General features: G+C 58.1%; 24 protein-coding genes and 2 tRNA genes. 10 read left to right on the top strand and 16 right to left on the bottom strand.

Features of this window, described 5'->3' with window-relative positions:
• The first annotated feature begins 57 nt into the window (after positions 1-57).
• A complete protein-coding gene (helD, locus tag MYY08_RS18780; protein ID WP_038626954.1) occupies positions 58-2,112 on the top strand; it encodes a DNA helicase IV in 2,055 nt (684 codons plus the stop codon).
• A gap of 19 nt (positions 2,113-2,131) precedes the next feature.
• Here the strand turns inward: helD and MYY08_RS18775 are convergent, their stop codons facing one another.
• Positions 2,132-2,590 (bottom strand): methylglyoxal synthase, encoded by a 459-nt coding sequence (locus tag MYY08_RS18775; RefSeq protein ID WP_038626951.1) that lies wholly within the window; start codon positions 2,588-2,590, stop codon positions 2,132-2,134.
• Between the two features lie 69 nt (positions 2,591-2,659).
• Positions 2,660-3,310 carry a DUF2057 family protein gene (locus MYY08_RS18770; RefSeq protein WP_038626949.1) on the bottom strand — a complete coding sequence of 217 codons (651 nt, stop codon included), beginning with the start codon at positions 3,308-3,310 and terminating at the stop codon, positions 2,660-2,662.
• Between the two features lie 190 nt (positions 3,311-3,500).
• Between MYY08_RS18770 and MYY08_RS18765 the strand changes: the two genes are divergently transcribed.
• A complete protein-coding gene (locus tag MYY08_RS18765; protein WP_190296701.1) occupies positions 3,501-3,917 on the top strand; it encodes a CoA-binding protein in 417 nt (138 codons plus the stop codon).
• Between the two features lie 84 nt (positions 3,918-4,001).
• Here MYY08_RS18765 and hspQ read toward each other — a convergent pair whose 3' ends face one another.
• Together hspQ and rlmI are read right to left on the bottom strand one after the other, a co-directional pair.
• Positions 4,002-4,319: a heat shock protein HspQ gene (gene hspQ / locus MYY08_RS18760; protein WP_038626945.1), complete on the bottom strand. Its 318-nt coding sequence runs from the start codon at positions 4,317-4,319 to the stop codon at positions 4,002-4,004.
• A gap of 62 nt (positions 4,320-4,381) precedes the next feature.
• Positions 4,382-5,572 (bottom strand): 23S rRNA (cytosine(1962)-C(5))-methyltransferase RlmI, encoded by a 1,191-nt coding sequence (rlmI, locus tag MYY08_RS18755; protein ID WP_159378829.1) that lies wholly within the window; start codon positions 5,570-5,572, stop codon positions 4,382-4,384.
• Between the two features lie 89 nt (positions 5,573-5,661).
• Here rlmI and yccX point away from each other — a divergent pair, with 89 nt between their 5' ends.
• Positions 5,662-5,940 (top strand): acylphosphatase, encoded by a 279-nt coding sequence (yccX, locus tag MYY08_RS18750; protein WP_038626939.1) that lies wholly within the window; start codon positions 5,662-5,664, stop codon positions 5,938-5,940.
• Positions 5,941-5,968: 28 nt separating this feature from the next.
• On the opposite strand, the gene tusE is transcribed toward yccX, so the two are convergent.
• Together tusE and yccA are read right to left on the bottom strand one after the other, a co-directional pair.
• Positions 5,969-6,295 carry a sulfurtransferase TusE gene (tusE, locus tag MYY08_RS18745; RefSeq protein WP_038626936.1) on the bottom strand — a complete coding sequence of 109 codons (327 nt, stop codon included), beginning with the start codon at positions 6,293-6,295 and terminating at the stop codon, positions 5,969-5,971.
• A 109-nt stretch (positions 6,296-6,404) separates the two neighbouring features.
• The gene (yccA, locus tag MYY08_RS18740; protein WP_038626932.1) at positions 6,405-7,067 is read right to left on the bottom strand and encodes an FtsH protease modulator YccA; all 663 of its coding nucleotides are present in this window, start codon (positions 7,065-7,067) and stop codon (positions 6,405-6,407) included.
• A 219-nt stretch (positions 7,068-7,286) separates the two neighbouring features.
• Between yccA and MYY08_RS18735 the strand changes: the two genes are divergently transcribed.
• From MYY08_RS18735 to agp, 3 genes are all read left to right on the top strand, one after another.
• Positions 7,287-7,374, top strand: a tRNA-Ser gene (locus MYY08_RS18735).
• A gap of 203 nt (positions 7,375-7,577) precedes the next feature.
• Positions 7,578-7,665: transfer RNA gene (locus MYY08_RS18730), tRNA-Ser, on the top strand.
• A 358-nt stretch (positions 7,666-8,023) separates the two neighbouring features.
• Positions 8,024-9,628: a bifunctional glucose-1-phosphatase/inositol phosphatase gene (gene agp, locus MYY08_RS18725; RefSeq protein ID WP_190296702.1), complete on the top strand. Its 1,605-nt coding sequence runs from the start codon at positions 8,024-8,026 to the stop codon at positions 9,626-9,628.
• Positions 9,629-9,715: 87 nt separating this feature from the next.
• Here agp and MYY08_RS18720 read toward each other — a convergent pair whose 3' ends face one another.
• The 3 genes from MYY08_RS18720 to wrbA all read right to left on the bottom strand — a co-directional run bounded on the left by MYY08_RS18720 (position 9,716) and on the right by wrbA (position 12,019).
• The gene (locus MYY08_RS18720; protein ID WP_288015485.1) at positions 9,716-11,092 is read right to left on the bottom strand and encodes an NAD-dependent succinate-semialdehyde dehydrogenase; all 1,377 of its coding nucleotides are present in this window, start codon (positions 11,090-11,092) and stop codon (positions 9,716-9,718) included.
• A gap of 72 nt (positions 11,093-11,164) precedes the next feature.
• Complete coding sequence (locus tag MYY08_RS18715; protein ID WP_038626927.1) at positions 11,165-11,395, bottom strand: YccJ family protein; 231 nt, start codon at positions 11,393-11,395, stop codon at positions 11,165-11,167.
• Between the two features lie 24 nt (positions 11,396-11,419).
• Positions 11,420-12,019 carry an NAD(P)H:quinone oxidoreductase gene (gene wrbA / locus MYY08_RS18710; protein WP_038626925.1) on the bottom strand — a complete coding sequence of 200 codons (600 nt, stop codon included), beginning with the start codon at positions 12,017-12,019 and terminating at the stop codon, positions 11,420-11,422.
• Positions 12,020-12,322: 303 nt separating this feature from the next.
• Here wrbA and MYY08_RS18705 point away from each other — a divergent pair, with 303 nt between their 5' ends.
• Positions 12,323-13,246 carry a DMT family transporter gene (locus tag MYY08_RS18705; protein ID WP_038630062.1) on the top strand — a complete coding sequence of 308 codons (924 nt, stop codon included), beginning with the start codon at positions 12,323-12,325 and terminating at the stop codon, positions 13,244-13,246.
• Between the two features lie 3 nt (positions 13,247-13,249).
• Here MYY08_RS18705 and rutG read toward each other — a convergent pair whose 3' ends face one another.
• From rutG to rutA, 6 genes are read right to left on the bottom strand one after another with little or no spacing between them, the layout of a single operon-like run.
• A complete protein-coding gene (rutG, locus tag MYY08_RS18700; protein WP_038626923.1) occupies positions 13,250-14,581 on the bottom strand; it encodes a pyrimidine utilization transport protein G in 1,332 nt (443 codons plus the stop codon).
• 38 nt (positions 14,582-14,619) lie between these two features.
• Positions 14,620-15,144 carry an NADH-dependent FMN reductase RutF gene (gene rutF, locus MYY08_RS18695; RefSeq protein ID WP_038626921.1) on the bottom strand — a complete coding sequence of 175 codons (525 nt, stop codon included), beginning with the start codon at positions 15,142-15,144 and terminating at the stop codon, positions 14,620-14,622.
• Positions 15,145-15,162: 18 nt separating this feature from the next.
• Positions 15,163-15,975: a pyrimidine utilization protein D gene (gene rutD / locus MYY08_RS18690; protein ID WP_038626918.1), complete on the bottom strand. Its 813-nt coding sequence runs from the start codon at positions 15,973-15,975 to the stop codon at positions 15,163-15,165.
• A 7-nt stretch (positions 15,976-15,982) separates the two neighbouring features.
• Positions 15,983-16,369 carry a pyrimidine utilization protein C gene (gene rutC / locus MYY08_RS18685; RefSeq protein ID WP_038626916.1) on the bottom strand — a complete coding sequence of 129 codons (387 nt, stop codon included), beginning with the start codon at positions 16,367-16,369 and terminating at the stop codon, positions 15,983-15,985.
• 11 nt (positions 16,370-16,380) lie between these two features.
• Positions 16,381-17,130: a pyrimidine utilization protein B gene (gene rutB / locus MYY08_RS18680; RefSeq protein WP_052134020.1), complete on the bottom strand. Its 750-nt coding sequence runs from the start codon at positions 17,128-17,130 to the stop codon at positions 16,381-16,383.
• Positions 17,130-18,221, bottom strand: a complete 1,092-nt coding sequence (rutA, locus tag MYY08_RS18675) for a pyrimidine utilization protein A (protein WP_038626914.1) — start codon at positions 18,219-18,221, stop codon at positions 17,130-17,132. Before rutA ends, rutB begins: the two co-directional genes overlap by 1 nt.
• A 302-nt stretch (positions 18,222-18,523) precedes the next feature.
• Here rutA and rutR point away from each other — a divergent pair, with 302 nt between their 5' ends.
• The gene (gene rutR / locus MYY08_RS18670) at positions 18,524-19,162 is read left to right on the top strand and encodes an HTH-type transcriptional regulator RutR (RefSeq protein WP_104951460.1); all 639 of its coding nucleotides are present in this window, start codon (positions 18,524-18,526) and stop codon (positions 19,160-19,162) included.
• Positions 19,163-19,230: 68 nt separating this feature from the next.
• Positions 19,231-20,196, top strand: coding sequence for a metal-dependent hydrolase (locus MYY08_RS18665; protein WP_288015472.1), 966 nt, complete (start codon positions 19,231-19,233; stop codon positions 20,194-20,196).
• A gap of 47 nt (positions 20,197-20,243) precedes the next feature.
• Here the strand turns inward: MYY08_RS18665 and cycA are convergent, their stop codons facing one another.
• The gene (cycA, locus tag MYY08_RS18660; protein WP_038626909.1) at positions 20,244-21,638 is read right to left on the bottom strand and encodes a D-serine/D-alanine/glycine transporter; all 1,395 of its coding nucleotides are present in this window, start codon (positions 21,636-21,638) and stop codon (positions 20,244-20,246) included.
• A 295-nt stretch (positions 21,639-21,933) separates the two neighbouring features.
• On the opposite strand from cycA, the gene MYY08_RS18655 reads away from it, so the two are divergent.
• Positions 21,934-22,632, top strand: a complete 699-nt coding sequence (locus MYY08_RS18655; RefSeq protein ID WP_081981815.1) for an extensin-like domain-containing protein — start codon at positions 21,934-21,936, stop codon at positions 22,630-22,632.
• Positions 22,633-22,678 lie beyond the last annotated feature (46 nt).

The raw sequence follows: 22,678 nt of genomic DNA, 5'->3' as shown, positions 1-22,678 counted from the left end.
AACTGCGGACCGGTAGACTAGCAACCAACAGAATCTGCATACCTTTGGTTATCACGCATGGAATTAAAAGCAACCTCGCTTGGCAAACATCTGGCGCAGCATCCTTATAATCGGGTACGTCTGCTCAGCGCCGGAGTGGAAGTCAGCGGTGAAAAACATGAGTATCTGATCCCGTTTAATAAGCTGCTGGATATTAGATGCAAACGCGGGATGATCTGGGGTGAGCTGGAGTTCACTTTGCCGGATGAAAAGGTGGTGCGGCTGCACGGTACGGAGTGGCAGGAAACGCAGCGTTTTTACCACTATCTGACGCAGGCATGGCAACAGTGGAGCGCGGAGATGAGCGACATCAGCGCGCAGGTGTTGACCGGGCTGATTGCGGAGCTACAGCAAACCGAAGCGCAGGACCGCTGGCTGAAGCGAAGCGAGCTGGCGCGGATGCAGGCGAAAATAGAAGAGGCGTTCAGCGCATTGCCGATGCCGGTTGCCCGTCTCGACGGCTTCGATAATTGCCGTGATCTCTGTCAGCAGTGTTTACAGTGGCTGCGCAGGGGCGAAGCGATGCTGACCCAGCGTAATGCGCTCTGGACTGATCATATGCTGGAACAGCATGCGGATTTTTTTGCGACGGTGGAATCGACGCCGCTTAATGCGGCGCAGGCGCGCGCCGTGGTCAATGGCGAAGATGCGCTGCTGGTGCTGGCGGGCGCTGGCACCGGCAAAACCTCGGTGCTGGTAGCGCGTGCGGGCTGGCTGCTGCTGCGTCAGCAGGCGCAGCCGCAGCAGATTCTGCTATTGGCGTTTGGCCGCGAAGCGGCGGAAGAGATGAACCAGCGTATTAAAACGCGCCTGCAAAATGAGAATATCGAAGCGCGTACCTTTCATGCGCTGGCGTTGCACATTATTCGTGAAGGCAGCAACAAGCAGCCGACCATCTCCCGACTGGAAAGCGACGATGCGGCGCGACGGCAGCTGCTGATCGAAACCTGGCGTCAGCAGTGCGCCGAGAAAAAAGCCCATGCCAGCGGCTGGCGACAGTGGTTGACGGAAGAGCTGGCGTGGACGGTGCCGGAAGGCGATTTCTGGCAGGACGAGATGCTGACCCAACGCCTCGCCAGCCGACTGGAACGCTGGCTTGGCCTGATGCGTATGCATGGCGGCGCCCAGGCGGCGATGATCGCCGATGCGCCTGAAGCGGTGCGCGACAGCTTCGCTAAACGCATAAAGCTGATGGCGCCGCTGCTGAAGGCCTGGAAAAGCGCTCTGAAAGAAGAGGGCGCTGTCGACTTTTCCGGTCTGATGCATCAGGCGATTAATCTACTGGAGAAAGGGCGCTTTATCAGCCCCTGGAAGCACATTCTGGTGGATGAATTTCAGGATATCTCACCGCAGAGAGCGGCGCTGCTGGCCGCGCTGCGCAAGCAAAACCGGCAAACCAGTCTGTTTGCCGTTGGCGATGACTGCCAGGCGATTTATCGCTTCAGCGGTGCGGAAATGAGCCTGACAACCGCTTTCCATCACTATTTTGGCGAAGGCGACCGTTGCGTGCTGGATACTACCTGGCGTTTTAACGATCGCATCGGCGATATCGCAACGCGTTTTGTGCAGGAAAATCCGCATCAGCTGGTGAAACCGCTGAACAGCGTGACGAAAGGCAATAAAAAGGCGATCTCGCTGCTGCCTGACGACAGGCTGGAGGAGCTGCTGGATAAAATCAGCGGCTATGCCCGGCCAGAGGAGCGCGTACTGCTGCTGGGACGTTATCATCATCTGCGGCCCGCGTTGCTGAGCAAAGCCAAAACGCGCTGGCCAAAGCTTCACCTCGATTTTATGACCATTCACGCCAGTAAAGGGCAGCAGGCGGACTATGTGATTGTGCTTGGCCTGCAGGCGGGCAACGATGGCTTTCCCGCCGCTGCGCGTGAAACGGTGCTGGAAGAGGGACTGTTACCCCCGACAGAAGATTTTCCTGACGCGGAAGAGCGCAGGCTGGCCTATGTTGCGCTGACGCGGGCGAAACAGCAGGTATGGCTGCTCTATAATCGGCAGCAGCCATCGGTATTTGTAGAGGTGTTCAAGCGCCTGGGCGTTCCGCTATTGCGTAAACCATAAGCCCGGCGCAACAGATAAGTTATTTCAGGCGCGCGTGCAGATAATTTTGATAATCGGGGATCTGAATCGCGACGGTCTGGCTAAACAGCGGCGAGTTGATCAGGAAATCGGCGGTGGAACGGTTGGTAGCGGTAGGAATATTCCATACTGTCGCCAGACGCAGCAGCGCTTTTACGTCAGGATCGTGCGGCACCGCGTTCAACGGGTCCCAGAAGAAAATCAGCATATCGATTTTCCCCTCGGCAATCAGCGCGCCGACCTGCTGGTCGCCGCCCATCGGACCGCTGAGCATCGCATTCACCTCAAGACCGGTTTCTCGCTGGATCAGGTTTCCGGTGGTGCCGGTCGCGTAGAGCGTATGCGCGCTGAGCAATGCTTTATGCTGGCTGACCCACTCAAGCAGAGAGGATTTACAGTGGTCATGCGCCACCAGGGCAATTTTTTTCGCTTCGGCAAGAGTACGGCTGGTCTGCTCCATTCAGGCATCCTGTTGAGATAAGGTCAAAAAAGGAATCAGACCGAGTTTACCTTTGCCGGGCAGTAAACATCAACTTGCCCGTAGCGCCTTCATCCATCTCAGCAGGCGTTGACGCGTGGCGCTGTCGACCTGATGAAACCACAGCTGTAAAAGGGGTTCGGCAGGCAGGTTAGCGCCGACGACATCGATCGGAAACTTTTGCTGTCTGACGCTTAAGGGCGGCTGTTGCGCAAAGCGCGGCACCGAGGCGCTCTGGCCGCTGCGGTTATATGCCATTAACGCTTTTTCCAGATCGGTCTGCTGCCCGTCATGTAAGGGAAGGCGATCGCGGCGGCTGGGCACCGTCTGGCCTTTTTCATCGACCATGATAAAGGTGCTGTTTTTATCAAACAGGCGGCGATCATGCAGGGAGTCAAGCTGCGGCAGGCGCACGGAAATAGATTTTGCATTGGCGATAAAAGTTACGATCAGCGGATCGGAAATATAGCTGCGGCGTGCGCCGCCGTGCGTCAAGCCAACTGTTTTTTCAACACGGAACAGCAGCTGATGCTCTCCATTGTCCAGTTCCAACCCTTCGGCGCCCTTAAGCAGTGAGCCTGAAATTTTGCGTCCGTCCAGCACCAGCAAATCGATATCGGGATCGAGCCTGAGCGTAGTCGCATAACAGGATGTTGCGAACAGCAACGCAAGCAAGCCTGAGCAGATCAAACGCAGCTTCATTATTTCTCCAAAAGGCGCACGGGAAATCCGGCAGTGAATGTATCAAATTCTTACATTATGGCATTGTGTTAACATTTTAACATATTATTTTGTGCCCTGAATCGCTAAATGCGTACATCCGTGTCGCCTGTTCATTCCCCCGACAGATTTCACCTAGAATGGGGGAAATACATATCCTCAGGAGAAGATTATGAATGACCAAATGATTGCCGATGTATTGACCTCAACGCGCACAATTGCGCTGGTGGGAGCCAGCGACCAGCCCCATCGCCCCAGCTACGGCGTGATGGCCTGGCTATTGCAGCAGGGTTATAAAGTGATCCCGGTGAATCCGGGCCTGGCGGGACAGACGCTGCTGGGACAAAAAGTGTACGCTTCGCTGGCGGAGATTCCAGAGCCGGTGGATATGGTAGATGTCTTTCGCAATTCCGAGGCGGCCTGGGGCGTGGCGCAGGAAGCGATCGGTATCGGCGCGAAAACGCTGTGGCTGCAACAGGGCGTGATCAATGAACAGGCGGCCACGCTGGCGGCAGATGCGGGGCTGAATGTGGTGATGGATCGCTGTCCGAAGATTGAAATCCCACGGCTGGGGTTACTGAAAAAGTGAACGATAAATAGCAAAAAAGGCCTGACGAGCATCGCCAAATCAGGCCTGGCCGACCTGTTCCGACGTTGCCCGACATAACCTGATTTAGTGACGTAAACGGGGGGCCATCAGCTGTTGACGAATCGACTCCGCCAGTTCATCCAGCGAAGGTTGTTCGGGATGAATGGTTTGCGGCTCGCCGGAAAGCTGGGCTTCGGCAAGATAAGTGTGGATGGGCTCGCCGTCATCATCTTCAGTGACAACGTGATACCAGGGCGCAGCAAGCAGGGCATCATTGGCGTCAACATCTTCCACACCGGGATCGTCTAACGAATACTCGGGATCGACATCAACCACCACCCCCAGAAAGCCCAGCATCTTATGACGCACCTGCTGACCAATTCCAAATTTACTGGCAATCATCAATACCTCCTGACAAACACTGCCTTTGATACCAATATGGCGTCAAAGGCATCGTTTTCAAGTTACAGTACGCGACAGGCGACGCCCTTCAGATAAAGCCCTTCAGGATAACTGGCGATCACCGGGTGATCGGCCGCCTGGCGGAACTGCTCTATAAATTGTACATCACGCTGGGCATCTACGGCGGCGTCGGCGATGATTTTCTGGAATAAATCGGTCGGCATCAGGCCTGAGCAGGAGAAGGTCAACAACATTCCACCCGGATTGAGCAGCTGCATCGCCAGCATGTTGATATCTTTATAACCGCGGCAGGCGCCCGCCAGCTGGTTTTTATTTTCCACAAACTTCGGTGGGTCCATCACAATCAGGTCGAACTTTTCACCACTATCGCGATAGCTGCGCAGCAGTTTAAACACATCGTCACGCAGGAACTGCGCTTTGCTGAGATCCAGCCCGTTCAGCTCGACGTTCTGTTTCGCGACGTCCAGTGCGGCCTGAGAGGTATCGACGCTAATGACTTCGCGGCAGCCGCCCATTAGCGCGGAAACGGCGAAACCGCCGGTATAGGAAAAGCAGTTCAGTACGCGCTTGTCCTGCGCATAGCGGCGCGTGGCGAAACGGCTGTCACGTTGATCGAGGTAGTAGCCGGTCTTATGGCCGGTGCGGATATCTACCAGCAGCTTCATGCCGTGTTCGGTAATCGGCAACAGGTCGGGCGGCAGCTCGCCGCTTACCGGCCCCTGCGTCAGCGCCAGGCCCTCTTTTTTACGCACCGACACGTCGGAACGATCGTAAATGCTGCACGTCGGGTAGCACTGCTGCAGCGCGGAGATAATCGCTGGACGCTGGTATTCGGCGCCGGCGGAGAGCAGCTGCAGCACCAGAAACTGACCGAAACGGTCGATAGTGACACCGGGCAGGCCGTCAGATTCGCCGGCGATCAGACGATAGCTGTCAAGGCCGTCGCGCGCGGCCAGCCAGTCGCGCAGCTGCTGCGCGCTCTGCAGACGACGAATAAAAAAGGCGATATCGACGGATTCATCTTGCTGCCAGCTCCAGACGCGCGCGCGGATCTGCGAATCGGGAGAAAAGGCGGCACGGGCCAGCCATTTGCCCTGGCTGTCGCAGACATCGATGGTTTCGCCGCGTTGGGCTTTACCTTCCATTCGGGCGACGGCGCCGGAAAATATCCAGGGATGACGACGGAGCAGGGACTTTTCACGGCCCTTAGCGAGAATCAATCGAACAGTCATATTTTGCTATGCTTACCAACGGAAAATGAGGCGACATTGTCCGGTGGATACCGGAAAAATGCAATCAAACTGGATCGCAGGAGGGCGCAATGGCGCAGCAGTGCATAAAAGCCTGGGTTTATGGACGGGTGCAGGGCGTCGGATTTCGCTACAGCACGCAGGCGCAGGCGCAGCAGCTGGGGCTGACGGGTTACGCGCGCAATCTGGATGACGGTAGCGTAGAGGTGCTGGCCTGCGGCGACAACGCGCAGCTGGAGCAGCTGCTGGCATGGTTAAAGGCGGGCGGGCCGCGCAGCGCGCGCGTCGATCGCGTGCTGACCGAACCGCATCAGCCAGCGGAGACGCCGCAGCGTTTCACCACCGGTTAAGCGGATAATAAAAGGGAGGCGCCTGGCGTTACAGGCACTTCACCGGTTTCGGCAGGCCCGCGATCCTGGTCGCCTGCTTTGCCGGGCCATCGGGAAAGAGCCGAAACAGATAGCGGCTGTTGCCTTTCTCTTCGCCGAATTTCTGCGCCATCGCTTTCACCAGCATGCGAACGGCAGGCGAGGTGTTGAACTCCATATAAAATGCACGCACGAAATGCACCACTTCCCAGTGCGCTTCGCTCATTTCAATCGACTCTTCTGCGGCGATCTGCTGCGCCAGCGCTTCGCTCCAGTCCGCCGGATCTAACAGATAACCTTGCGCATCGCGCGCAATTTCTTTGCCTTCGAACAGCACGGTATAACCTCAATAATGAAACCTGCGCCTATCTTAGCAAAATTGCCGACGGCAAAAAAACAAAGCCCCGCAGAACGGGGCCGGATAACGCAATCGCATAGCGGCTGGCTTAGTCGTTACGCGACGAGAAGCCAAGAATGCTGAGCAGGCTGATAAAGATGTTATACAGCGAAACATACAGGCTGATAGTAGCGCGAATATAGTTGGTTTCGCCGCCGTGAATGATATTGCTGGTTTCCCACAGAATCGCGCCGGTGGAGAAAAGAATAAACAGCGCGCTAATCGCCAGCTGCAATGCCGGCAGCTGCAGGAACAGGTTAGCGATCACTGCCACTAACAGCACGACGAAACCCGCCATCATCAGGCCGCCGAGGAATGACATATCGCGGCGCGTGGTCAGCACATAGGCCGAACAGCAGAAGAAGACCAGCGCGGTGCCGCCGAGCGCCAGCGCGATGGCGTCGCCCATCCCGGCCGACAGGAACGAATTCAGGATCGGCCCCAGGCTGTAGCCGAGAAAACCGGTAAAGGCGAAGGCGGCCAGAATGCCGGCCGGACTGTTCGCCAGACGGTAGGTCAGGAACATCAGGCCGTAAAAACCGACCAGCATCAGGATCAGGCCTGGCGCGGGCAGATTCAGCAGCGTGCTGGCAGTCGCCGTCGCGGCGGAGAAGGCCAGCGTCAGCCCCAGCAAGAAATAGGTGTTACGCAAAACTTTATGGGTGCTGAGCAGCGAAGCGCCGGCACCAGAACGGGAAACGATACGATCCATAATGCACCTCATACAGGGGTCACAATCTTAGCGCAGAGCATACGAAGCGGGGGGAAAAGGGAAAAGGCGTTTTACCCTTCTTTACGCGTGAAGCCGCTGATTTTGTGAGCCGAGTGGTGATAATGGCAGCAAAAAAACTGTCGTTGGCTGTTTTTCAGGCGAACGGTCAGCTTAGCTATTTACATTGCCCTAAGGGGTGTTTATAGTTCGCCTCATTGCGGAGGGGTGGCCGAGCGGCTTAAGGCAGCGGTCTTGAAAACCGCCGATGGGAAACCATCCGAGAGTTCGAATCTCTCCTCCTCCGCCATCGAATCTATGACGGGCCAGCAGCGATGCTGGCCCGTTTTCGTTTGAGTGTCAAGCCTCGTTGCTGCCGTTTTCGCCGCTGCGCTGCGAAAATAATCAGTCAGCCATTTTTTGTTTTAAAGGGACTTGCACAAGCAGAATCAAGCCGTTAGACTGCGTCGCACAATATGACGCGTCGGCAATTACGGTTGCAGATGGTCTTGCGGAGGGGTGGCCGAGTGGCTTAAGGCAGCGGTCTTGAAAACCGCCGATGGGAAACCATCCGAGAGTTCGAATCTCTCCTCCTCCGCCACATTTCAGAGAGAGCCAGCACAGCGTGCTGGCTTTTTTGTTGCCTGTCATCCGCTCGCGTGCGTGCCCAGATTGCCTTCATATCCTGACCCCCCGCGCTTTCCCGTCATGACGTCGCCATCCTCTTTTCTCCTGACGAAGACGAATAGCCGCCAGAAAGGTGCGCAAGTCTGAAAAACATCCCGTTGCTTTTCAATTGGCTGGCAGGACGCAACCGCGATGTCGCGCGTCTGCTATAGTCCTGATACGATATGAGTCCTGTATTCGCTGCCGCAGGCGGCGCGTCACACCTGATATTGGCTCTCACACCTCCGGTCAGGAGTCAGCAAGTCATCATCGGATCGAATGGAACAGTAACAATGATCAAAAAACTCACTCTTTGTGCATTGTCGGTTATTGCGGCGTTACCCTTAGGATTTTCCGCTCAGGCCGCTGATGGCGATCTGCAACTCCAACAGGTTCTTATGCTGAGCCGCCACAATCTGCGCGCGCCGCTGGCGGATAATGGCAGCGTATTGGCGCAGGCCACCAAAAAATCCTGGCCGCAGTGGGACGTGCCGGGCGGCGAACTGACCACGAAAGGCGGCGTGCTGGAAGTCTATATGGGGCGTTATACCCGTGCCTGGCTGGCGCAACAGGGACTACTTAAAGCTAACGCCTGCCCGGATTCGAACGAAGTATTCGCCTATGCCAACAGCCTGCAGCGCACCGTCGCCACCGCACAATATTTTGTTACCGGCGCGTTCCCTGGCTGCGACGTCGCGGTCACTCATCAGGATGAAATGGGCACGATGGACCCGGTATTCAGCCCGGTGATCACCAACGACAGCGATGAATTCAACAAAAAAGCGCTGGCGGCGATGAATGCGGAAGGGGAGAAGTTAAGTCTTAAGCCCGCCTTCCAGCAGCTGGAAAAAATCATCGATTACAAAAACTCACCGGCCTGCGACGGTAAAAAACAGTGCACGCTCAGCAGCGATAATCAGAATAAATTCAGTGCGGAAAACGGCAAGGAACCCAATGTCGCCGGCCCGCTGAAAGTCGGCAACTCGCTGGTGGACGCCTTTACCCTGCAATACTATCAGGGCTTCCCGCTTGAGCAGATCGCCTGGGGACAGATTAAAACCCCTGAGCAGTGGCAGACGCTGTCCGCGATTAAAAACGGCTATCAGGATGCGCTGTTTACCTCGCCAGAGATCGCGCGCGAGGTCGCTTCGCCGCTGATCGACTATATTCGCAGCCAGCTTATCGATCAGGATAAAGCCTCTGCGCCGAAGGTAATGCTGATGGTGGGACATGATTCCAATATCGCCTCGCTGCTGGCGGCGCTGGATGTGAAGCCGTATACGCTGCCGGGTCAGTATGAGAAAACGCCGATTGGCGGTCAGGTGGTGTTTGAGCGCTGGCATGATGCGAAAGCCGATAAAGATCTGGTGAAAATCGAATATGTTTACCAGACAGCCGATCAGCTGCGTGACGGCGAAGTGCTCAGCCTGAAAAATCCGCCGCAACGTGTCACGCTGCAGCTTAACGGTTGCCCGACGGATGGTAACGGTTTCTGTTCGTGGGAGCAGTTCAACGGCGTGCTGAACGCAGCGTTGCAGGGTACCGCGCTACAACCGGCTGCGGAGAAGCCGAGCGCGCCGGCAGCCAACGACGCCGCAGCAACGGATAAGGCAGCGACGGACAACGCGGCTACCGATAAAGCGGCGCAGGCAAAGGCTGCGGCGGACAAGGCAGCGCAGGAGAAGGCTGCCGCTGCTGACAAGGCGGCGAAAGAGAAGGCTGCGGCAGAGAAGGCTGCGGCGGACAAGGCAGCGAAAGAGAAGGCTGCGGCAGAGAAAGCGGCGGCAGAGAAAGCTGAGCCAGCCAGTCAGTCAAAACCGCAGGCTGCGCCGGAAGCGCAGACGCCAGCTGATAAAGCGCAGCAGGCGCCGGAGAAAGAGGCAACGCCTGCGGCGTAAACCGTTGAGTGCGAAAAAAGGGAGCCAGGCTCCCTTTTTTTATGGTTTGCGTCGGGCCATTTTACGCAGAATGGCCACTTTATGAGCTTACTGCCCTGACACGACCACCAGCTTCTGGTTTACAAACTCTTTAATGCCGAGATCGGAAAGCTCGCGCCCGTAGCCGGAACGCTTAATGCCGCCGAAAGGCAGTTCGGCCGCGGTATCGCTGGCGGAGTTGATAAACACCATGCCGGTTTCAATACGTGAGGCAAGACGTTTGCCGCGCGCGATATCGCCGGTAAACACGGCGCCGCCCAACCCGTAATGGGAGTCGTTCGCCAGTTTCACTATCTCGTCATCGTTTTCCACGACATAAACCTGCGCCACCGGGCCGAAAAACTCTTCGAAATAAGCCGGATTGTCGCGGGTGATGTTGGTTAAGATTGTTGGCTGATAAAAACAGCCAGGGCCGTCGATAACTTTGCCGCCATAGTGTAGCGTCGCGCCCTGTTTAACCGCATTTTCTACCTGCTTCGCCAGGGTATCGCGCGCGTTGGCTGAAGATAGCGGGCCCAGCGTAGTGCTTTCATCCAGTGGATCGCCGATTTTCATCGCTTCAAAGGCGGCAGTGAATCTCTCCAGGAAGCGATCGTAGACGCTGCGCTGCACAATAAAGCGTTTCGCGGCAGTGCAGACCTGGCCTGCGTTGCTCAGACGCGCCTGCGCGCCCTGTTTGACCGCCTCGTCGAGATCGCAGTCGTCCAGCACCACAAAAACATCATTGCCGCCCAGCTCAAGCGTGGTTTTCTTCAGATACTTGCCCGCCTGCTGCGCAACGGCGCTGCCGGCGCGTTCCGAACCGGTCAGCGCGGCGCCCTGTACGCGATCGTCAGCGATCAGCTCAGCCACCTTGTCGCTGGAGATAAACAGATTGGTCCATGCGCCTTCAGGCGCGCCGGCTTCACGCACCAGCTCCTCAAACAGGCTGGCACAGTGCGGCACGATGGCGGCATGCTTCGCCAGCACCGGATTGCCCGCCGCCAGATTAGGGGCGAGCACGCGCATCAGCTGGTAATAAGGGAAGTTCCACGGCTCGACGGCGACCAGCACCCCCAGCGGATGATATTCGACCCAGGCGTCGCCCAGCTCGGTGGGATAAGGAACCGGCTGTAAAAATTTCTCGGCATGTTCGGCATAGTAACGCGCAATCTGCGCGCAAATCGCCACTTCGCCGCGACTCTGCTTCAGCAGCTTGCCCATTTCAAGGCTGGCGACTTTCGCCAGCTCCTCCGCCCGGCTGTCGATCAAATCCGCCAGCTTATGCAGTACCTGAATACGTGGCTGAACAGGGCCTCTTGACCAGTCGGATTGCCAAAGCTGCCACGCTTTTTCCAGCGCCGATTCGACATACTCGTCGCTGTGCGCAGGCCAGGTTTTCATCACTTTGTTGGTGGCGGGGTTCACAGATTGATAAGCAGACATAAGAGGCTCCTTTTCACTGGCGGGAAATAGAGAGGGGCGGGAATTTCCCGCCCCCTGAATGGTATACGTGGCTCAGACGTTTTTACGTTCGACGACCGTATCATCCCATGTCAGGACGTCGGCCTCGGTTTTATCAAAAGCGCGGAACAGCACTTCGTCATTGCCCTGCTGGCGCCAGATCTCTTCGGCCAGCTTTTCATCGTAATTTGCCACTTCAAAAATTGCCTCAGCAATCTCAGGTGAGGTATGGCGCAGGCTTGCCCATTCGCCGACATGATGTGCTTTGGATTGTTGCGTTGCCATAATGTTCTCCTGTGTTGGTTGAGACTATCCGTTCAGCTTTACCGCCAGACGGGCGACATGCTCGCCCTGAAAGCGGGCGATATTCAGTTCTTCTTCCGAGGGCTGTCGCGAGCCGTCGCCGCCGGCGTAGGTCGATGCGCCATAAGGCGTGCCGCCGCGCACCTGACCAATATCGAACAGCTCCTTCGTGCCGTAGCCGATGGGAACGATTACCATGCCGTGATGGGCCAGCGTCGTCCAGGTTGAAGAAATCGTATGCTCTTGCCCGCCGCCGGTGCCGGTAGAGGTAAAAACGCTGGCCAGCTTGCCGTAAAGCGCGCCGGAAGCCCAGAGTCCGCCGGTGCGGTCAAGGAAGGTGCGCATCTGACCTGACATATTGCCGAAACGGGTAGGGGTGCCGAAAATAATGGCGTCATACTGAGGCAGTTCTTCTGGCGTGGCTTCCGGCGCGTCCTGATCGGTTTTACCGCCCACCTGAGCAAAGCGCTCAGCGTCCATGGTCTCCGGTACGCGCTTCACGATGACTTCAGCGCCCTCTACCTTACTCGCGCCTTCGGCTACCGCTTTCGCCATCGTTTCAACATGTCCGTACATTGAATAGTAAAGCACCAGAATTTTCGCCATTATTCGACTCCCTGTTGCATAGTGTCTGATGTGATATCTAACGACTTAACCGATTTTTTCAGTCAGATCGTTTATTTCTTGGTGGTATCCGGTTTTTTATCACCTGATTCCGGCGCCTGTTTCGGATCGTCTTTACTCTGCTGGGATTGATTCTGGGTCATAACGTTCTCCTGTAGCAATGAAAGATAACAACAGTAAATGAGTATAGAAGAAGACAGCGAGCTTGCCTGGACGCATCGCAGGATTGACCTGCCGCGCCGGGAAAAGCACACTGTCAGCCTCTTTTTTCAGGACTTTCTGAATATGAACGGTCGTTTATCACGTTACAAATGGCGTCTCACCCTGCCGGAAGCCATTCTGATTTTTATCACTATGATCTGGGGCGGCACCTTTATGGTGGTGCATCACGCCATGACCATGAGCGGGCCGTTCTTTTTTGTCGGTGTGCGTTTCGCTACCGCCGCCTCGCTGCTGCTGCTTTTTTCTCTGCGCGGCCTGGGGCGTTTTACGCGCCGCGAGCTCATGGCGGGGTTGTGGATCGGCATCGCCATCGGCTGCGGCTATGGTCTGCAAACCTGGGGTATGCAAACCATTTCCGGCAGCCAGTCCGCCTTTATCACCGCGCTCTATGTGCCGTTGGTGCCGCTGCTGCAATGGATCTTTTTAGGCAAAATGCCGGGGCTGATGTCCTGGTGCGGCGTCGCGCTCGCCTTCGGTGGATTGCTGCTGGTGGCGGGGCCGGAAAGCGGCGGGCTGGCCTTTAGCCAGGGCGAACTGGCGACGCTGCTCAGCACGCTGGCGATTGCGGCGGAAATCATTTTAATCAGCGCCTGCGCCGGCAAGGTGGATATCCGGCGCGTCACCATCGTGCAGCTGGCGGTAGCCTCGATCTTCTCCTTTATGCTGATGGCGCCGAACGGGGAGCAGGTGCCGACCATGTCGCCTTATCTCTGGGGCAGCGCGCTGGGATTAGGCCTGGCCAGCGCGTTGATTCAGGTCACCATGAACTGGGCGCAGCGCAGCGTGTCGCCGACCCGCGCGACGGTCATCTACGCGGGCGAGCCGGTTTGGGCTGGCGTGGTGGGGCGCATTGCTGGCGAGCGTCTGCCCGGCGCGGCACTGCTGGGCGGCGCGCTCATCGTGCTGGGCGTCCTGGTAAGTGAAATAAGGCTGAAAAGGCGGGCAGAGGCGGCGCCCGCCGTCCGGCAAAATATCCGGGAAGAGTAAAAGCTAGCGATGCTGACGCGCGATGCCCGCTTCAGCGATCGGCGTCGCGCGGCGTCGGCGCAGGATAGCATGCAGCAGTATTGCGCCAAAGGTGGCGGTGCCGATGCCGCCGAGCGTAAAGTCGCCGATTTTCAATGCGAAGTCGCCCGCGCCGAGCACCAGCGTGACTGCCACCATAATCAGGCTGCCGTTCTGGCTCAGATCCACCTGATTTTGCACCCAGATGCGCGCGCCCGCTACGGCGATCAGGCCGAACACCACAATCGAGGCGCCGCCGATAACCGGTGCGGGGATGGTGTGGATCAGCGCGCCGAACTTCGGCGAAAATCCGAGCAGCAGCGCGATAAAGGCGGCGGCGACAAAGGCCAGCGTCGAATAAACACGCGTCACCGCCATTACGCCGATATTTTCGGCATAGGTGGTGACGCCACTGCCGCCCATGCTGCCGGAAAGCAGCGTCGCCAGCCCGTCGCCGACAAACGCGCGTCCGATCCAGGGGTCGAGATTACGTCCGGTCATCGCGGCCACCGCCTTGATATGGCCGAGATTCTCCGCCACCAGGATCACCGCCACCGGCGCGATTAGCGTGATAGCGGAAGCGGAAAAGATCGGCGCGGTAATCTGCGGCAGGCCCAGCCAGGGCGCCTGCGCTACCAGGCTGAAATCCACCGGCGTGCCCAGTCCCAGCCCGTTGGTCAACAGCGCGTAGACGCCCCAGGCCGCAATCAGCCCCACCAGAATCAGCAGGCGCTGGATCATGCCGCGCGTAAACACCGCCGCCGAACCGATGCAGAGGATAGTCAGCACCGCCATCCAGCTATCGAATATCGACGCTGAGACGCTGCGTACCGCTATCGGCGCCAGGTTCAGACCAATCGCCATCACCACCGCGCCAGTGACTACGGGCGGCATCAGCCGCTCGATCCAGCGCGTTCCCGCTTTCATCACGATAACGCCGATCAGCGTATAGAGCAGGCCGCAGGCGATGATGCCGCCCAGCGCCACGCCGAGGTGCGGATTCAGCCCCTGACCATTGAAGCCGGTGACGGCGATCACCACGCCGACAAACGCGGCGCTGGAGCCCAGATAGCTGGGTACCCGACCGCCGGTGATAAGGAAAAACAGCAGCGTACCGATGCCGGACATCATGATCGACAGATTGGGGTCCAGCCCCATCAGCAGCGGCATCAGCACCGTGGCGCCAAACATCGCCACCGCGTGCTGCAGGCCGAGGATCAGCGTCTGTCCGGCAGGGAGCGTCTCATCGGGCGCAACAATGCCCGTCTCGCCGACCGCTATTTTTTTATGCCATTGAGGAAACCACGAACGGGCCATTTTATTCTCCTGCAAAAGGATGATGTGCCGCGACGGCGTTAGCTGGCTTCCCGCCGCAGCAGGTGATGGTAGTCGCGATCGAACCAAATCAGGCCGGATCCCTGTTGGCTGCAAACCAGCGCCTGCGCTTCGCAAAACAGAATATCGTGCGTGCCGACGCTGACCGTATGGCTGATGCGACAATCAAAAGAGGCGACGGCGCCGTTCAGAATCGGCGCGCCCGTCGCCAGCGTACGCCAGTCGGCGGTGAGAAAGCGCGCCTCCATCGGCGTTTTGCCGCCGAACAGATTCGACAGCGCCTCATGACCGGCGGCCAGCGTATTGACGCACAGCACCTGATTTTGCGAAAACGCCGGCCAGACCGAAGCGGATTGGTTAAGGCAGACCAGCAGCGTAGGCGGCGTATCGGTCACGCTGCAAACGGCTGAGGCGGTAAAACCGGCGCGCCCGCCTGGTCCGTCGGTGGTAACGATATTAACGGCGGCGCCCAGCCGCGACATGGCGTTGCGAAAATCTTGTTTCTCCACGGCGGTCAGCGAGGAGACTAAAGCGGATGACAACATAGTGACTCCTTAATCGGCTCAGGCGACGCGGCTGGCGTCCTGCGAAGCGGTCACCGGCGTGGCGTCGAGCCAGGCCAGCAGCAGTGAATTAAAGGTGGCGCTGTCGGTAACGCTCATCGCGTGGCCGCCCCAGTCCATCTGGCGCAGCGAGGCATTGGGCAGCGCGTGGCAGAGCTGCTGCGAGCAGGGCCAGGGCACCAGCAGATCGTCTCGCGCGCAGATTGCCAGCACTGGCTGCGTGATGAGGGCGGCCAGCAGCTGAAAGTCGGCGCTCATCAGCGCGTTCAGGCGGCGCAGCAGATTTTCCATTCCCTGAAAATGCGCGCACTGCAGCGCCTCTTCCGCTTCAATGCGCGCCTGATTGGCGGAGAGCCAGTCGGCGGGATAGAGAAACAGCGGCTGCGCACGCACGTAGGCATCCACCCCAGCGTTAAGCAGCAGATCCTGACGTACCTGGAAGCAGCGGCGCGTATGGGCGTCCAGCGTCAGCCAGCCGTTGGCCACCACCAGCCGCTTTACGCGCGTGGGGTAATCGAGCGCCAGCTGTAGCCCGATCAGCCCGCCCAGCGCGTGTCCCATCAGATCGAAACGCGCGATGCCCGCCTCGCTCAGCGCCTGCGCCAGTTCGGCGGCCATATCGTGCAGGCTGTAGCCCTCCGGCAGGCTATCGGGGCTATTGCCGGTGCCGCGCTGATCGTAAGTTACCAACCGGTAACGCTGTTGCAACGCCGGTATCTGCGGCAACCAGAAGCTGCCCAGGCCGCCGAGACCGGCAGAAAGCACCATTACCGGGGCGTCGCTGTCGCTGCGGCCGGAAATCTCAATATGCATAAACGCCTCACTTAGCGATATGGGCGGTGGTGGCGATCTCGATCAGCGCTTCAGGCTTCACCAGTCCGCACTGAATACAGAAGCGGGCGGGCTTATCTCCAGGGAAATAGTCCGCGTAGACCTGATTGATGGCGGCGTAATGCTGCCAGTCGGTGAGAAACAGCGCGTTGAAGGTCACATCTTCCAGCGTGCCGCCTGCCGTTTCGATCACCCCTTTGATGATCTCCAGCACGTGACGCGTCTGCGCTGCCGCATCGCCCGGATAAACCACGTTGTTCTGCGCGTCGAACGGCAGCGTGCCGGAGACATAGAGCACGCCGTCCGCCAGCGCGCCGGGCGAAAAGGGCGCTATCGGCGCGCCGCTGCCGGGAGGAATAATCACTTGTTTAGGCATAACGGCGTTCCTTATTGCGCAGCGGCGCAGGTTGATTGTTGCAGCGCCTCATGCCCGGCCAGCGCCGTGCAGAAAGTGCTGACGTCCGAGACCCAGCCGAAAAAGGTTTCAATATTGAAAATCGCCGCCTGCTGAGCGAAAGGCGGGCCCGCCTGATGGGTAGCGTCCTCCAGCACGATGCCGAAATATTCCAGAAAGAAGCCGTCGCGCAGCGTTGACTCCACGCAGACGTTGGTAGCGATGCCGGTAAACACCAGATGACGAATGCCGCGGCTGCGCAGCATGCCGTCCAGCGGCGTATGGTAGAAACCGCTGTAGCGCGGCTTCGGCAGCACGATATCGCCCGGCTGTGGCTGTAGCCGTTCTACCAGCGCATAGTCCCAGCCGCCTTTAGCCAGTAGCTTGCCCTGCAGTTCCGGGCGTCGGCGCATGGTTTTTAGCGCGTTCGATTTATGAAAGTTTGGCGATCCGGCGTCGCCCGCCTCAATATATTGTTCGTCCCAGCCGTTCTGAAACCAGATAATCTGAAGGCCGGCGGCGCGTGCGGCGCTGACCGCAATGGCGATATTTTCAATTACCGGCTGCGTGGTCGAAACATCAAATCCCGCGAGGTCGAGATAGCCGCCCGGTGTGGCGTAGGCGTTCTGCATATCCACCACGATCAGCGCGGTTTGCGCGGGTGGAAAAACGATCGCTTCAGGACGGGCGGGCAGGGTGACGGCCGCCTGCTGACTGGCGCTGGCGCAGATAACCGGCTTCATCATGCCACCTCCTGCGCAGCCTGAGTCAGATGGGCGCGGCAGGCGAGCAGTGGCTGAATACGTTCGCCAAACGCTTCGATGCCCGGCAGGAAATCATCAAAGGTCAGCAGCACGCCCTGCGTGCCTTCAACCTGCGCGACCTCATCCAGCATGCGCGCCACATTGGCATACGAGCCGACCAGCGTGCCCATATTGATATTCACGGCGGAGGTCGGATCGGCCATCTGTCGCACGTTAGTATTGCTGCCGGAACGCTTATCCTGCTGGCTTTGCATGGTCAGCCACGCCAGCGCTTCCTCGTCAGCGCCCGCCTTGTAATGCTCCCATTTGGCGCGCGCCGCCTCATCGGTTTCATCGGCGATAATCATAAACAGCACGAAAGAGCCAACGTCACGCTGCTCAGCGTCAGCCGCCGCCTTCATGCGCGCCGCAGTGGAGGCAAAAGCGGCGGGCGTGTTGACTCCTTTGCCGAAGCAGAAATTGTAATCGGCGTGGCGGGCGGAGAAGGCCATGCCGGCATCGCTCTGACCGGCGCAGATCACCTTCATCGATTTGCGCGGACGCGGGCTGAGGCGGCAATCGTTCATGGTAAAAAACTCGCCTTTCAGATCGCTTTTGCCGCTGCCCCAGAGGTCGCGCAGCACGGTGACATATTCGGTGAGATAGTCGTAGCGCCGGGTGAAATAGTCGTCGCCGGGCCACAGGCCCATTTGCTCATACTCCGGCTTCTGCCAGCCGGTCACCAGGTTGACGCCGAAGCGGCCTTCGGCGATGGAATCAATGGTGGCAGCCATGCGCGCCACGATGGCTGGCGGCAGCGTCAATGTTGCCGCCGTAGCGTAGATTTCGATGCGTGACGTCACCGCCGCCAGGCCCGCCATCAGCGTGAAGGATTCAAGATTATGATCCCAGAATTCGGTTTTGCCGCCGAAGCCGCGTAGCTTGATCATCGATAGCGCGAAATCGAAATGGTAATGCTCCGCTTTTTGTACGATCGCCTTATTGAGTTCGAATGTGGGCATATATTGCGGCGCGTTGCTGGAAATCAGCCAGCCGTTGTTACCGACAGGAATAAAGATGCCTATTTTCATGTGAAACCCTCATAGTGGATGTTTCCCGATCGCGCTGCGGTGCATCCTGCCTCCTGTTCCGGCGGCGCTCAGAAGGAGGAAAGCAAAGGCTGTGCCATAAAAGATAAAAAGAAGATAATCAAACAGATAACCCAAAATAAGTAGCTAATGCGCCAGCGCGTTGCGCCAAAACAGACCATTTGGTCAAAACGCTTTGCACAAAAATCAGGCGGGAAAGAGGGCCATGTGCAGAGGCTGACGCAGCTTTCCCTATCTCTGCTAAGATGCAGCGCGAACAGTTGCAGAGAAAGGAGCGGGAAAAAATGGAAAACAAGACACCCACGCGGCGCGCGCGGGCGGTGGCGGCGAAGCGCTCGGCGATCCTTGACGCCGCGCTTGAGTACTTTTCACAGTTCGGCATGCACGGTACCAGCCTGGATAAAGTGGCCGAGCGCGCTGGCGTCTCGAAAACCAACCTGCTCTACTATTTTCCCTCAAAAGAGGCGCTCTATATCGCCGTGCTGAAAGAGATTCTGGATGTCTGGCTGGCGCCGCTGCGCGCGCTGCGTGAAGATCAGGACCCGCTGGCGGCGATTCGTCACTATATTCAGCTCAAGCTGGAGGTATCGCGTGACCATCCTCAGGCCTCCCGACTTTTCTGTCTGGAGATGCTGCAGGGCGCGCCGCTGTTAAAGGCAGAGCTGGAAGGCGATCTCAAGGCACTGATTGACGAAAAGTCGCGCGTCATTGAAAACTGGATCGTGCAGAAGCGTTTGGCGCCGGTAGAGCCGCAGCATCTGATTTTTATGCTCTGGGCGACGACGCAGCACTACGCGGATTTCTCCGCGCAGGTTGAGGCGATTACCGGACGCACCCTGAACGATGAGGAATTTTTCCAGCAGGCAGTCGCCAATGTGCAGCATATGGTGATTGAAGGCATTCGTATCCGCCCGGCGCCTTAAAAACTTTACGTTCAGCGCGACGGAACCCTGCCAGGCTTATAGCGTTACGTTTCAACGCAGGAGCAAGCATGGATTCCGTTTCGCAACTGGTTCTCGGCGCGTCGGTGACGATGGCTGTCATGGGCCGACGCGCGCTGCTCTGGCAGTCGGCGCTGGTGGGCGCGTTCTGCGGCACGCTGCCCGATCTGGATGTGTTTCTTGACCATGGCGATGCCATAAGAAACATGACGCTGCATCGCACCGAAAGTCATGCGCTGATCTGGCTGACGCTCCTCTCTCCGCTGCTCGCCTGGCTTATCGCCGGCGTGCTGAAGCAAACTTTCCAGTGGGCCCGCTGGTGGCCAGCCGTCTGGCTGGCGCTGATTACTCATCCGTTGCTCGATCTGATGACGGTGTACGGTACTCAGCTGGGCTTGCCGTTTACCGACTATCCCTGGGCCATCGGCAGCATCTTTATTGTTGATCCGCTCTATACGCTGCCGCTAATAATCGGTCTGATTGCCGCCCTGTGGCGTCGCCAACCGCGCTGGAGCCGCGTCGGGCTGGCGATCAGCTCGCTTTATCTGCTCTGGAGCATGGCGGCGCAGGGCATCGCGACGCATCAGGTTGCGCCGCAAATCGCACGGCAGGTGGGAGGCAATGCGCGGCTGCTGGTTACCCCGACCGCCTTTAATACGCTGGTCTGGCGCGTGGTGGCGGTCACGCCGGAGCGTTACTATGAAGGCTACTGGTCGCTGTTTTCGCCGCAGCGCCCGTTGCAGCTCAGCGCGCACGATCGCGGCGCGGGGCTTTATCAACAGTGGAAAGGGGACTGGGCGGTAGAGAGGGTGGCCTGGTTCAGCCACGGCTTTTTTGCGCTGCGTGAGCATGACGGCAATCTGCTTATCAGCGATCTGCGCATGGGCGAAGCGCCCCATTTCACGTTTACTTTCAATCTGGGCGCGCCGCAGGCGCGGGATCTGCATCCGGCGCGATTGCCTTCTGAACGGCCGTCGCTGACGGAAATGTGGCGGACGCTGCGTCAGCGCTTGTAAACAAAAAGGGCGAACCGCCGTTCGCCCTTTGCAATGTTAATCTCTGGTCATGCTGCCTTGCGGCGACGCATCCACCAGCCAAAGCCCAGCATGATAAACCACAGCGGCGTCACCATCAGCGCGTTGCGCGTATCTTCCTGCAGCGTCAGCAGAACGATAACGAAAGCGAAGAAGGCCAGACAGACCCAGCACATCACTTTGCCCAGCGGCATCTTGAAGGTGGACTGCTGGTGACGCTGCGGATACTGCTTACGGTATGCCATATAAGAGCAGAGAATGATGCTCCAGACGAACATAAACAGGATGGCCGAAACGGTGGTCACCATGGTGAAAACCGTCATTACATTTGGAATCAGGTAGATCAGCGCCACGCCCGCCAGCAGGCAGAAGCAGGAGAAGAACAGCCCGGAGGTCGGCACCGCGCGCGCGGAAAGACGACCAAAGGTGCGGTGCGCCACGCCCTGTTCCGCCAGGCCATAGAGCATGCGGCTGGTGGAGAAGATGCCGCTGTTTGCAGAGGAGGCCGCAGAGGTCAGCACCACAAAGTTGACGATGCTGGCCGCCGCCGGCAGGCCAATCAGCATAAACATTTCAACGAACGGGCTGCGGTCGGCCACAACGCTGCTCCACGGCGTAACCGCCATGATTACCATCAGCGCCAGCACGTAAAACATAATAACGCGCAGCGGAATTGCATTGATGGCGCGCGGCAGCACCTTGTGCGGATCGTGGGTTTCCGCCGCTGCGGTGCCCACCAGCTCGATGCCGACGAAGGCGAAAACAGCGATCTGGAAGCCAGCGAAGAAGCCGCTCAGTCCTTTCGGGAACATGCCACCGTGATCCCAGATATTCGAAAGCGCCGCGGTGCCGCCGCCGGGGGATGGATAGTGCATCGCCACCAGTACGATACCGGTCACGATCAGCGCAACGATGGCGACGATTTTGATAATCGCGAACCAGAACTCCAGCTCGCCGAACATCTTCACCGTCACGATATTTAGCGCGAGGAACACCAGCACGCAGAGCAGGGCGCTCATCCAGATGGAGAAGTCAGGGAACCAGAGCTGGAAATAAGCGCTGATCGCCACCACATCGGCGATGCCGGTCACCACCCAGCAGAACCAGTAGGTCCAGCCGGTAAAGTAGCCTGCCCAGGGGCCGAGCAGGTCGGCGGCAAAATCGCTAAAAGATTTGTATTCCAGATTTGACAGCAGCAGTTCGCCCATCGCGCGCATGACGAAAAACAGCATAAATCCGATGATCATATAGACGAAAATGATCGACGGACCCGCCAGACTGATCGTTTTCCCCGACCCCATAAACAGGCCGGTGCCGATGGCACCGCCGATAGCCATCAGCTGAATATGACGATTATGAAGGCTGCGCCGGAGCTTATCCGGGCCTTCTGCTTTTTGCAGCGTAGTTTTAACGTTGTCTACCATAAAATGGTTCCTGTCTGTGATGTTGTGCGGCTCTGCTGGCCGATATTTATCGTTCTTACCGGCAGGTAAGTTGGCATAAGATAGTGTAATTAACGGATTAACAGCTAATGATTTTTGCCAATCCTACAGGATCTCTTGCGCGATGTTGGCATCATTTATTTACGTCTTGTGCAAAGGCACAACTTTTATGCAGCATTGGTATAAAAAAACACATCATTGACCTCTTTTGCAGCAAACGACGGCGGAATGACTACACTTACCGGGTAACCGCAACGGCGGCTAACGGGAGAAACAGGTGAAAGGTATTGCGATCGCGCTGGCGATCATTCTGGCCGTGCTGGCGGGTTTTCCCTGGCTTGAGCGTCATCTGCCGTCGCACCTGAATCCGTTTGCGCCGCTTTTAGTGACCGATCCGCCTGGTTGGGTCACCCGCTACAAGCTGCAGCGCATCCGTCACGATCCCGCCGCCTGCCTGGCGGTGCTGGAGCGTGCGCGGGAGGCGGGGCTGGTAAGTTTTACCCAGCCGCCTCCGATGAGCGGCGCTTGTCCGTTGGCGGCGCCGATTCGCATCCAGCGCTTCGCCGATGTAAGGCTCAGCAGCAGCTTTCTTGCCAGCTGTCCGTTGGCGGTCAGCAGCACGATGTTTGTACTACAGGCAGACAGGCGCGCGCGCTCCGGCCCTCTGCATTCGTCGCTGAGGCAGATTGAACATGTCGGCAGCTACGCCTGCCGGAATATTTATCATCGTGCGCAGGGGCGGCGAAGCGAGCATGCAACGGCGGATGCGTGGGATGTGACGGCGTTCCGGCTGGCGAACGGCACACGCATCAGCGTTGGACGCGACTGGCGCAGGCCTGATGAAGCGAGCGATTTACTACATCAGTGGTTCAACGACAGCTGCGCCTGGTTTGGCAATACGTTGGGGCCGGACTATAACGCGGCGCACGCCACACATTTTCATCTGGGGATGCGGGGCTATGGAATTTGCCGTTAACGGTGGCGATTTTTAGCACAGCGGCGAAAAAATTTATTATCACGGC

The sequence above is a fragment of the Mixta sp. genome (genome assembly GCF_024610815.1).
GTDB lineage: Bacteria > Pseudomonadota > Gammaproteobacteria > Enterobacterales > Enterobacteriaceae > Mixta > Mixta calida.
The sequence above is the reverse complement of the archived record's forward strand: the minus strand, read 5'-3'. Positions and strand labels throughout refer to the sequence as shown.

What these genes read in the sequence shown, in the direction of transcription:
- helD (WP_038626954.1), top strand. Translation starts at nt 58, where the DNA reads ATGGAATTAAAAGCAACCTCGCTTGGCAAACATCTGGCGCAGCATCCT.
- MYY08_RS18775 (WP_038626951.1), bottom strand. Translation starts at nt 2,590, where the DNA reads ATGGAGCAGACCAGCCGTACTCTTGCCGAAGCGAAAAAAATTGCCCTG.
- MYY08_RS18770 (WP_038626949.1), bottom strand. Translation starts at nt 3,310, where the DNA reads ATGAAGCTGCGTTTGATCTGCTCAGGCTTGCTTGCGTTGCTGTTCGCA.
- MYY08_RS18765 (WP_190296701.1), top strand. Translation starts at nt 3,501, where the DNA reads ATGAATGACCAAATGATTGCCGATGTATTGACCTCAACGCGCACAATT.
- hspQ (WP_038626945.1), bottom strand. Translation starts at nt 4,319, where the DNA reads ATGATTGCCAGTAAATTTGGAATTGGTCAGCAGGTGCGTCATAAGATG.
- rlmI (WP_159378829.1), bottom strand. Translation starts at nt 5,572, where the DNA reads ATGACTGTTCGATTGATTCTCGCTAAGGGCCGTGAAAAGTCCCTGCTC.
- yccX (WP_038626939.1), top strand. Translation starts at nt 5,662, where the DNA reads ATGGCGCAGCAGTGCATAAAAGCCTGGGTTTATGGACGGGTGCAGGGC.
- yccA (WP_038626932.1), bottom strand. Translation starts at nt 7,067, where the DNA reads ATGGATCGTATCGTTTCCCGTTCTGGTGCCGGCGCTTCGCTGCTCAGC.
- agp (WP_190296702.1), top strand. Translation starts at nt 8,024, where the DNA reads ATGATCAAAAAACTCACTCTTTGTGCATTGTCGGTTATTGCGGCGTTA.
- MYY08_RS18720 (WP_288015485.1), bottom strand. Translation starts at nt 11,092, where the DNA reads ATGTCTGCTTATCAATCTGTGAACCCCGCCACCAACAAAGTGATGAAA.
- MYY08_RS18715 (WP_038626927.1), bottom strand. Translation starts at nt 11,395, where the DNA reads ATGGCAACGCAACAATCCAAAGCACATCATGTCGGCGAATGGGCAAGC.
- wrbA (WP_038626925.1), bottom strand. Translation starts at nt 12,019, where the DNA reads ATGGCGAAAATTCTGGTGCTTTACTATTCAATGTACGGACATGTTGAA.
- MYY08_RS18705 (WP_038630062.1), top strand. Translation starts at nt 12,323, where the DNA reads ATGAACGGTCGTTTATCACGTTACAAATGGCGTCTCACCCTGCCGGAA.
- rutG (WP_038626923.1), bottom strand. Translation starts at nt 14,581, where the DNA reads ATGGCCCGTTCGTGGTTTCCTCAATGGCATAAAAAAATAGCGGTCGGC.
- rutF (WP_038626921.1), bottom strand. Translation starts at nt 15,144, where the DNA reads ATGTTGTCATCCGCTTTAGTCTCCTCGCTGACCGCCGTGGAGAAACAA.
- rutD (WP_038626918.1), bottom strand. Translation starts at nt 15,975, where the DNA reads ATGCATATTGAGATTTCCGGCCGCAGCGACAGCGACGCCCCGGTAATG.
- rutC (WP_038626916.1), bottom strand. Translation starts at nt 16,369, where the DNA reads ATGCCTAAACAAGTGATTATTCCTCCCGGCAGCGGCGCGCCGATAGCG.
- rutB (WP_052134020.1), bottom strand. Translation starts at nt 17,130, where the DNA reads ATGAAGCCGGTTATCTGCGCCAGCGCCAGTCAGCAGGCGGCCGTCACC.
- rutA (WP_038626914.1), bottom strand. Translation starts at nt 18,221, where the DNA reads ATGAAAATAGGCATCTTTATTCCTGTCGGTAACAACGGCTGGCTGATT.
- rutR (WP_104951460.1), top strand. Translation starts at nt 18,524, where the DNA reads ATGGAAAACAAGACACCCACGCGGCGCGCGCGGGCGGTGGCGGCGAAG.
- MYY08_RS18665 (WP_288015472.1), top strand. Translation starts at nt 19,231, where the DNA reads ATGGATTCCGTTTCGCAACTGGTTCTCGGCGCGTCGGTGACGATGGCT.
- cycA (WP_038626909.1), bottom strand. Translation starts at nt 21,638, where the DNA reads ATGGTAGACAACGTTAAAACTACGCTGCAAAAAGCAGAAGGCCCGGAT.